Below are 9407 nucleotides of genomic sequence, written 5' to 3'. Positions count from 1 at the left end.
GCGGATCATTCGCGATGTCTTCAATGAAGACTTCTCATCCCTCGTCATCGACGGTGACGGCGCCTGGAACACCATTCACGAATATGTCGAGGCCGTGGCACCGGACCTTCTCGAACGCGTTCACCGCTACAGCGAGGATGAAGGCATCTTCGATCACTACCGTGTCGAAGAGCAGGTGCAGAAGGCGCTGCAGCGCACCGTGAACCTGCCGTCGGGCGGCTCTCTGGTCATCGACCGGACCGAAGCCATGACGGTCATCGATGTCAACACCGGCAAGTTCACCGGTTCGGGTGGAAACCTCGAAGAGACCGTGACTCGCAACAACCTCGAAGCGGCTGAGGAAGTCATCCGGCAGGTGCGCCTGCGTGACATCGGCGGCATCATCGTCGTCGACTTCATCGACATGGTCCTCGAGTCGAACCGGGATCTCGTCGTGCGCCGACTCGTCGAATGCCTGGGACGCGACAGGACCAAGCATCAGGTCGCCGAGGTGACCTCTCTGGGGCTCGTGCAGATGACACGCAAGCGCATCGGCACCGGGCTTGCCGAGTCCCTGGTCAGCGCCGGGCCGACCTGTCCGGCCGCGGACTGCTGCTGCCGGGTTCAGAAGAGGACGGCTCGAAGGCGCACCACGGCAATCGGTCCTCGAACAACGACAGCTCGAACAGCAAACGTGATCGAAAGCGTCGCGGAGACAACAAGCCGTCGTCGTCGAAGGCCAGCGATTCCGCCGGCCAACCCGATGCCGCGACCAACGACGCCTCACGGTCGGCCGTTGCCGCCATCGCCAAGGCCACGATGAAGAAGGGCGAGACCGAGTCCAAGGACACTGGCAAGGCAAAGGACGCATCGGTGTCGAACGACTCCGAGCAGTCGCCGAGCACCGACAGCTCTGACGAATCGCGTGGCAGCGAGTCCACCGATGCGAACGGCAGCAGCAAGTCCGGTCGGTCGCGTACCCGCACGAGCAGGAGGCGGTCGAACTCACAGACTGCCGAAACGTCTGAGCCGGCCCAGAACAAGCCGGCACCGGACAAGCCGGCCCAGAAAAAGCCGGAAGTCCCTGCTGCCGAGCTTCCGCTGATGATCGGAGGCGACACTGCGACCAAGGTGGCCACGGCCGAGCCGGTCAAGGCCGCTCCGCGACGGAAGCCGGCTGCCAAGGCCGAGCCCAAGGATGAGTCAGCCCAGGAGTCATTGCCGACCTCGTTCGTCATCATCGGCGAAGACTGAACACATCGAAGGCAGTCGTCTGACTGACCCGAGCGTACAGAGAAGAGGCGTCCCGACACCGATCATTCCGATCGGCGGCGGGACGCCCCTTCTCTGTGCTGATGCAGTTCAGCTGCCGGATTCCTGATTCCTCGTTGTGCTGATCGTCGGTTGAGCTGCCTGATCGCCGCAGAGGACGATCATCAGGTTCGACACGAGATCGCTGCGTTCGAGCTGACCGAGCTTGACGATTCCACGCCCCTCGATCTGCTCGATGGCGGTCTCGACCATACCGACAGCACCCTCGACGATGAGCTGACGCGCTGCCACCACGGCCGTCGCCTGCTGGCGCTGGAGCATCGCACGCGCGATCTCAGCCGCGTACGCGAGCTGTGTGATGCGGGATTCGATGACGGTCACGCCCGCGGCAGCTACACGTGCAGCGACCTCGTTGGACACCTTCGACGTGATCTCATCGGCATTGTCGTGCAACGACATCCGGCGCGGATCCGAAGAGTCGTAGGCATAGGAGTTCGCGATGTGGCGCACGGCGGTCTCAGCCTGAATGGCGACGAACTCTTCGAAGTCATCGACCTCGAACAGGGCCTGAGCGGTGTCTTGAACCTGCCAGACGACCACGGCTCCGATCTCGAGCGGATTGCCGTCGAGGTCGTTGACCTTGAGCGTGGAGGTTTCGTGGTTCCGAATGCGCGTGGAGACCTGAATCTTCCAATACAGGGGATTGACGAAACGCAGACCCGACTGGCGCACAGTGCCGACGTACCTCCCATAGAGCTGGAGGACGACAGCATTGCCCGGAGCCACAGAAGTGCATCCCTTGAACATGAACATCGCGGCGATGAAACAGAGCACGGCCACCACGATGAGGATGACGCCGACCACAGCCTGGGCAACCGTCATGATGAGACCGAACACCGCAAGCAGGAGTGCCAGGAGGAGCAGAATCACGGCGCCGACGATGGCGAAGTATCCGGAAACACCCCCTGCAGGGCTTTCCCTGACCCGTTCGCCCTCCGGCGAGGCGATTCGCCGGCGCGGATCAGGAGGACCTCCGGGCAGCCCTTGCGGTCGCCGCTGCTGCGGGGGCTGCTGCGAACCATTCTGCTGACCGGGGACAGGCTGCTGACGACGCCTCGGGTCCGGGCGCCCTCCTTGGTGGGCTCCCGGCTACTGCGGCGGCGGGGGAGGATCGTGTTGGTTGGGGTTCTGAGTCATGCTGTCAGTCTAAGACACAGAGTGAGACGTGCATCTCATAGGCGCCCTGATGATGTGATGCAGATAACAGTTGGATAACTGTATTCGAGTAGGGCGTATTAGTGCTTGCTACCTGCATGGGGGTACGGCAGGTTATTGCACCATGAACACTTTGCTACTGGCAGCAGATGCCCCCAAATCTCCAGTTGATGATGCGATCAACTCCTGGTTCGATCCGATCGCCACCTTCTTCGGCGGGATCATCTTCTTTCCCATCACCCTCGGCCCGATCTCATTCCCCTTCGTCGTCCTCTGGCTCATCGCTGCGGCACTGATCTTCAGCATCTACTTCGGCTTCATCCAGTTCCGCGGATTCAAGGTCTCCCTCGATGTCATTCGAGGCAAATACTCGTCCAAGAACGATCCCGGCGAAATCACGCATTTCCAGGCGCTGGCCTCCGCGCTGTCAGGCACAGTCGGCCTCGGCAACATCGCCGGCGTCGGTGTGGCGATCGCCCTCGGCGGGCCCGGTGCCACCTTCTGGATGATCATCGCCGGTCTTCTCGGCATGTGCACGAAATTCGTCGAGTGCACACTGGGCGTGAAATATCGTGAGATCGACGCAGACGGTGTCGTCTACGGCGGTCCCTTCAAGTATCTTCCCATCGCGTTCCGCAAGTTCTCGAAGCCGGTTGCTTCGGTTCTCACCGGCATCTTCGCAGTCTCCATCCTCATCTTCGGCGTTGTCGGCGGTGGCATGTTCCAGGCCAACCAGACCTTTGCTCAGGTCCGCACCGCCACTGGCGGCTCTGAAGGCTTCCTCGCCGGCCCCTGGGCGTCACTGATCTTCGGAATCATCTTCGCCGTTCTGGTCGGTCTCGTCATCCTCGGCGGAATCCGTTCGATCGCACACGTCACCGACAAGCTCGTGCCCGCTATGGGAATCTTCTACGTGATTTCCTGCCTCCTCGTTCTGGGCATCAACTTCCCCCAGATCCCGATGGCCTTCGGGGAGATCATCTCGGGCGCGTTCAATCCGCAGGGAATCGCCGGCGGCATCGTCGGCGTCATGATCATCGGCTTCCAGCGCTCGGCCTTCTCCAACGAGGCCGGCATCGGCTCGGCACCCATCGCCCACTCCGCAGTCAAGACGCGTCGGCCCATCTCGGAAGGCTTCGTTGCGCTGCTCGAGCCCTTCGTCGACACGGTCATCGTCTGCACCATGACCGCGCTGACCATCATCGTCGCGAACCAGCCCTCCTACACCAATGATCTCGGTGAAGGTGAGATCGGCGGCGTGGCCCTGGCCTCGGATGCCTTCTCCACAGTTGCGAGCTGGTATCCGGTGCTCCTGGCGATCGCGGTGGCCCTCTTCGCATTCTCCACACTCATCACCTGGGCCTACTACGGTGAGCGAGCCTGGGCCTACCTCTTCGGCAAGTCGAACGGCGCGGCTACAGTCTTCCGCGTCCTCGTCTGCGTGTTCGTCGTCATCGGCTGCATCGCGAGCTTCAGCAAGGTCGTCGAGTTCGCCGATGCTGCGCTGTTCCTCTGTGCGTTCATCAACATCCTCGGCCTGTACATGCTGATGCCGGTGGTGAAGAAGGAGATGAAGAAATACCTGGCCGATCGCAAGGCCGGTACTCTCAGCGATCCCGACACCAAGGACGCCGTGCCGGTGGACCAGCCCGCCTGAGTCCAGCCGTCCTCTGAAGCCGACACCTGAGACCGATTCCGTGCCTTTGCATGGGGTCGGTCTCAGCGCGGCGACGAAGGAACGCCACGAGTCTCGTTAGACTGGTGCACGTGGATCAGATCAACGACAAGACACGTGCCCAGGAGCGACTGTTGGAACTGCGCGGAAGCATTGACAACATTGACGCAGCGCTCATCCATCTGCTCGCCGAGAGGTTCAAGCTCACAGAGACGGTCGGTGAGCTGAAGGCCGACCACGGCCTGCCTCCCGCCGACCCTGAGCGAGAGAGCAGGCAGGTCGCCCACCTTCGCGAATTGGCTGAAGATGCGCACCTGGACCCGGAATTCGCAGAGAAGTTCCTGACGTTCATCGTCGCCGAGGTGATCCGTCATCACGAAAGGATCGCGGAGACCCGAGAGGCCTGAGCTCGCAGTCCCTCACGGTTTGCCGATCGTCGGTCGAGTCCATTAGACTTGACCGTCGGTGCGTACGACGCACCACGGCTGGTGATTCCTCTCAATGGGACACCCGAAGAAGTTCTTCTTCGGGAGCCAAGGGATCAACCGCCGTTCGTTTGTGTATGAACAGAAAGGGTTCGACCATGGTCTATGCCATTGTCCGTGCCGGTGGCCATCAGGAAAAGGTCAGCGTCGGCGACATCATCACAGTTAACCGAATGAAGGCGAAGGCCGGGGACAGCGTCGATCTCGACGCCGTCCTCCTCGTCGACGGTGAGACTGTCACGACCGACGTCGACGCCCTGTCGAAGGTTGCGGTCAGCGCAGAGGTCGTCAACGAACTCCGCGGTCCCAAGATCATCATTCAGAAATACAAGAACAAGACCGGTTACAAGAAGCGTCAGGGCCACCGCCAGGACCTCACCCGTCTGAAGATCACGAACATCAAGTAAGAGGAGACTTCACATGTCAAGCAAAAAGGGAGTCAGCTCGTCCCGCAACGGTCGCGACTCGAACCCGCAGTACCTCGGTGTGAAGCGCTTCGGCGGACAGGTTGTTAAAGCCGGAGAGATCATCGTTCGCCAGCGCGGAACCAAGTTCCACCCAGGTGCCAACGTCGGACGCGGCGGAGACGACACACTCTTCGCACTGTCGGCAGGCGCCGTGGAATTCGGTAAACGCAATGGTCGCAAGATCGTCAACATCGTCGGCGCTTGATCGACGAGTTCTGTTTTTCCCCTCTTAGGGGTCCATGAAGGGTGAGTCTCGAGACTCACCCTTCATCTGATATAAGGACATTATGGCCACCGAGTTCATAGATCGTGTCACCGTCCATCTTTCCGCCGGGGACGGCGGCAACGGATGCGCCTCGATCAGGCGCGAGAAGTTCAAACCTCTCGGCGGACCTGACGGCGCCGACGGAGGGCAGGGCGGCGACATCAAATTCGTCGTCGACTCACAGACCACCACGCTGCTGCCGCTGCACCACCGTCCGCATCTGAACGCGAACGACGGCGGCATCGGCAAAGGCGATCTGCGCCATGGTGCAGACGGCGGGGACCTCATCATCGCCGTCCCCGACGGCACGGTCGTGAAGAACCAGAACGGCGACATCATCGCCGACCTCGTCGAGGCCGGAACCGAATACGTTGCTGCCGCGGGCGGTCGCGGCGGACTCGGCAACGCGGCATTGGCGTCATCGAAGCGCAAGGCACCGGGGTTCGCGCTGCTGGGCGAACCGGGCGAAAGCCTGAGCCTGGTGCTGGAACTCAAGACCATCGCGGACATCGCACTCGTCGGCTACCCCTCAGCCGGCAAGTCAAGTCTCATCGCCGCGCTGTCAGAGGCGAAACCGAAGATCGCGGACTATCCGTTCACCACACTCGCGCCCAACCTCGGCGTGGTCCAGGCCGGAGATGTCCGCTACACGATCGCCGATGTTCCGGGACTCATCCCTGGAGCCTCCGAAGGCAAGGGCCTGGGGCTTGAGTTCCTCCGTCACGTCGAACGCTGTGCCGCGCTGATCCATGTCGTCGACATGGCGACCTGGGAGCCGGGACGTGATCCCGTCTCGGACCTGACGATCATCGAGTCGGAGCTGGCTGCATATGCGGTCGACCTCGACGACGGAACTGGGCTGCTGCCCCTGTCCGAACGTCCCAAGCTCGTGGCGCTCAACAAGGTCGACATCCCCGACGGCCACGACCTGGCCGACATCGTCCGCCCCGATCTGGAGGCCGCCGGGTATCGCGTGTTCGAGATCTCCGCAGTCAGCCACGCCGGCCTGCGAGAGCTGTCCTTCGCAATGGCTCAGCTCGTCACAGCCGAGCGTGAGCGCCGTGCAGAATTCGAGGCGACCCCGCAGCGTGTCGTCATCCGTCCCAAGGCTGTCGACGACCGTGGGTTCGAAGTCCGGGCGGAAAAAGACGCCGAGGGACCCATCTTCCGCGTTCTCGGCGTCAAACCCGAACGATGGGTGCGGCAGACCGACTTCGCCAATGACGAGGCAGTCGGTTACCTGTCCGATCGTCTCGACAGGCTCGGAGTCGAAGATTCGCTGTTCAAGGCCGGTGCGAAGCCCGGTGACACGATCGTCGTCGGCGGAGACGACGGCGTCGTCTTCGATTGGGACCCGACAAGTGTCGGCGGAGCCGAACTGCTGGGCAACCGCGGTACCGACCTTCGCCTGGATGACGACGCCCGTTCCACTCGCAAGGAACGCAAGGCCGCATTCCACGAGCGGATGGATGCGAAGGCCGCCGTGCGTGCCGAGTTCGAAGAGGAGCGGGTTGCCGAGCGTGCTCAGCGCGGCCGTGGACGAGCCAGCCGTTCCACCTCAGACGGCGAGTCAGGTCAGGAATGAGCGAACAGCAGTCCACCGACTCCGGCAGCATCTCGGTGCGCACCGATATCGCAACAGCCCGACGAATCGTGATCAAGGTCGGCTCCTCGTCCCTGACCACCCTCGACGGAGGGTTGGACGAGGCCAAGCTGATCGCGTTGACCGATGTGATCGGAGCTCACCGTGCTGCCGGTCACGAGGTCATCCTCGTGTCCTCCGGTGCGATCGCGGCCGGACTCGAACCGATGGGACTGAACAAACGGCCTGGTGACCTTGCCACTCAGCAGGCCGCAGCCGGAGTCGGTCAGGGACTCCTCATGGCTGCCTACACGCGGGCGCTGGGGCGTTACGATCTGGTGCCCGGGCAGGTTTTGCTTTCGGCAGATGACCTGATCCGACGCACTCGGTACAAGAACGCCCAGCGGGCCATCGACAAGCTTCTCGCACTCGGCACAATGCCGATCGTCAATGAGAACGATGCCGTGGCGACCGAAGAGATCCGGTTCGGTGACAATGACCGTTTGGCCGCGCTGGTCGCGCACCTCTCACACGCAGACGCCCTCGTGCTTCTCTCCGACGTCGACGCCCTGTATTCGGGACCACCGAACCTGCCCGAATCGGTGCGCATCGAACAGGTCTCTTCCATCGCCGACCTCGGCGATATCGCCATCGGGGGAACCGGGGACGCCGGCACCGGCACGGGCGGCATGGCGACGAAGGTCGAAGCCGCTCTCATGGTGGCCGACTCGGGGATACCCGCTGTGCTGACCTCGGCAGACAGAGTTTCCGGAGTCCTCGGCGGCGCACACGTGGGAACGTGGTTCTCCGTGACGCACAAGCGTCGTGGGACCAGATTGCTCTGGCTGCGGCATCTGGCCCGCACGTTCGGGTCGGTGACCATCGACAACGGCGCCGAATCCGCAGTGCTCTCGCGCGGGACCTCACTTCTGGCAGCCGGCGTTACGGGGGTGACCGGCGATTTCGAAGCGGGAGACCCCATTGAGATCAGAAACCTCGACGGGGAGGTCATCGCTCGTGGCATGACCAACTTCTCAGCCCACGAACTGCCCGCGATGTTCGGGTTCACCACGGACGAACTTGGCACCCGGCTGGGAAATGATTACCGTAAAGAAGTCATCCATCGCAATGATCTCGTACTCACTCACGTGAGCGGGGGGAGATAGTTCATGACCGCTGTATCCGAGATACATCCGAAGACCGTTCGGGGTGTCACCAGAGTCGTCAGGAACGCCAAGAGCGCGGCCGCTCGTCTGGCGACCTCGTCGACGGCCGAGAAGGACGCCGGGCTGCGGGCGATCGCAGACGCCCTGCGCGAGAATTCGGCACGCATCGTCAAAGCCAATGAGGCTGATATCGCGGCCGGTGTCGAAAACGGAATGAGTGATAGTCTCCTCGACCGTCTGCGGCTCGATCACGATCGCATCGAGGCCATCGCCGCATCAGTGGGTACGATCATCGATCTTGATGACCCGGTGGGAAATGTCGTCGTGGGGCGGGTGCTGCCCAACGGAATCCGTCTGACCCAGAACCGCGTTCCGATGGGCGTGGTCGGCGCGATCTACGAAGCTCGCCCCAATGTCACCGTCGACATTGCAATCCTCGCGCTCAAAGCAGGCAATGCCACTGTCCTGCGCGGAGGGTCCGCGGCCCAGAACTCGAACGCCGAGATCGTCTCAGTGCTGCGTAAAGCCATGGAGTCAGCCGGGCTTCCCGCGGATTCGATCAATGGCATCGACCAGTACGGCCGCGACGGCGCCAGCGTGCTCATGAACTCCCGTGACTACGTTGATCTCCTCATCCCACGCGGTGGCGCTGAACTCATCAACACCGTTGTGCAGGACTCGCTGGTGCCAGTCATCGAGACCGGAATCGGCAACGTCCACATGTTCATCGACTCCTCTGCCACGGTCAAGAGCTCCGTCGACCTGGTGGTCAACTCGAAGACGCATCGGCCCAGCGTCTGCAATTCACTCGAGACCCTGTTGGTCCATGAGAAGGCGGCCAAGCGCGTCCTGCCTAAGATTCTGGAGCGCCTCGACAAAGCAGGCGTGGTTCTGCACGCGGACACCACGGTCTCGGCATTGGCGCCGGAGTCGATGAAGGTCAAGCGTGTCTCCCGGCGCGACTGGGCGAAAGAATATCTGGACCTCGAACTCGCAGTAAAGGTCGTTTCCGGGATAGACGAAGCCATCGAACATATCCGCGCCTACTCCTCAGGCCACACCGAGGTGATCGTGACCAAGGACATCGACAACGCAGAGACCTTCGTCACAGCTATCGATGCCGCGGCGGTCGGAGTCAACGTGTCCACCCGCTTCACCGATGGGGGAGAGCTCGGCTTCGGCGCAGAGGTGGGGATCTCGACCCAGAAGCTCCACGCTCGCGGACCGATGGGTGTCGAACAGCTGACGACAACGAAGTGGGTCATGATGGGCAATGGGCAGATTCGCAACTGACTCAGCCC

8 protein-coding genes and 1 pseudogene are annotated in these 9407 nt (G+C 62.2%); 8 read left to right on the top strand and 1 reads right to left on the bottom strand.

Annotation, left to right across the window (positions count from 1 at the left end; all coding sequences use genetic code 11):
* Positions 1-1233, top strand: a pseudogene (locus BLT92_RS20300) (ribonuclease E/G); the annotation flags it as partial.
* Between the two features lie 108 nt (positions 1234-1341).
* On the opposite strand, the gene BLT92_RS20295 reads toward BLT92_RS20300, so the two are convergent.
* Entirely contained in the window at positions 1342-2181 is an 840-nt protein-coding gene (locus BLT92_RS20295; RefSeq protein ID WP_231938940.1) for an SPFH domain-containing protein, read from the bottom strand.
* 409 nt (positions 2182-2590) lie between these two features.
* Here BLT92_RS20295 and BLT92_RS20290 point away from each other — a divergent pair, with 409 nt between their 5' ends.
* The 7 genes from BLT92_RS20290 (at position 2591) to BLT92_RS20260 (ending at position 9399) form a co-directional block, all read left to right on the top strand.
* Positions 2591-4123 (top strand): alanine/glycine:cation symporter family protein, encoded by a 1533-nt coding sequence (locus BLT92_RS20290; protein ID WP_092101584.1) that lies wholly within the window; start codon positions 2591-2593, stop codon positions 4121-4123.
* Positions 4124-4233: 110 nt separating this feature from the next.
* A complete protein-coding gene (locus tag BLT92_RS20285; RefSeq protein WP_092101578.1) occupies positions 4234-4548 on the top strand; it encodes a chorismate mutase in 315 nt (104 codons plus the stop codon).
* 176 nt (positions 4549-4724) lie between these two features.
* Positions 4725-5033 (top strand): 50S ribosomal protein L21, encoded by a 309-nt coding sequence (rplU, locus tag BLT92_RS20280; protein ID WP_092101582.1) that lies wholly within the window; start codon positions 4725-4727, stop codon positions 5031-5033.
* Positions 5034-5046: 13 nt separating this feature from the next.
* Positions 5047-5298: a 50S ribosomal protein L27 gene (rpmA, locus tag BLT92_RS20275; RefSeq protein ID WP_009884168.1), complete on the top strand. Its 252-nt coding sequence runs from the start codon at positions 5047-5049 to the stop codon at positions 5296-5298.
* 82 nt (positions 5299-5380) lie between these two features.
* Positions 5381-6943, top strand: coding sequence for a GTPase ObgE (gene obgE, locus BLT92_RS20270; RefSeq protein ID WP_092108586.1), 1563 nt, complete (start codon positions 5381-5383; stop codon positions 6941-6943).
* On the top strand, positions 6940-8106 hold the full coding sequence (proB, locus tag BLT92_RS20265; protein WP_092108584.1) for a glutamate 5-kinase: 1167 nt from the start codon (positions 6940-6942) through the stop codon (positions 8104-8106). Before obgE ends, proB begins: the two co-directional genes overlap by 4 nt.
* Before the next feature lie 3 nt (positions 8107-8109).
* A complete protein-coding gene (locus BLT92_RS20260; RefSeq protein ID WP_092108582.1) occupies positions 8110-9399 on the top strand; it encodes a glutamate-5-semialdehyde dehydrogenase in 1290 nt (429 codons plus the stop codon).
* Positions 9400-9407: the final 8 nt, after the last annotated feature.

The organism is Brevibacterium picturae (genome assembly GCF_900105045.1).
GTDB classification, from domain to species: Bacteria; Actinomycetota; Actinomycetes; order Actinomycetales; family Brevibacteriaceae; genus Brevibacterium; species Brevibacterium picturae.
The sequence above is the reverse complement of the archived record's forward strand: the minus strand, read 5'-3'. Positions and strand labels throughout refer to the sequence as shown.

Bases quoted from the DNA above. Each gene is read 5' to 3' on its own strand.
- rpmA (WP_009884168.1), top strand. From the start codon at position 5,047: ATGTCAAGCAAAAAGGGAGTCAGCTCGTCCCGCAACGGTCGCGACTCG.
- proB (WP_092108584.1), top strand. From the start codon at position 6,940: ATGAGCGAACAGCAGTCCACCGACTCCGGCAGCATCTCGGTGCGCACC.
- obgE (WP_092108586.1), top strand. From the start codon at position 5,381: ATGGCCACCGAGTTCATAGATCGTGTCACCGTCCATCTTTCCGCCGGG.
- rplU (WP_092101582.1), top strand. From the start codon at position 4,725: ATGGTCTATGCCATTGTCCGTGCCGGTGGCCATCAGGAAAAGGTCAGC.
- BLT92_RS20290 (WP_092101584.1), top strand. From the start codon at position 2,591: ATGAACACTTTGCTACTGGCAGCAGATGCCCCCAAATCTCCAGTTGAT.
- BLT92_RS20260 (WP_092108582.1), top strand. From the start codon at position 8,110: ATGACCGCTGTATCCGAGATACATCCGAAGACCGTTCGGGGTGTCACC.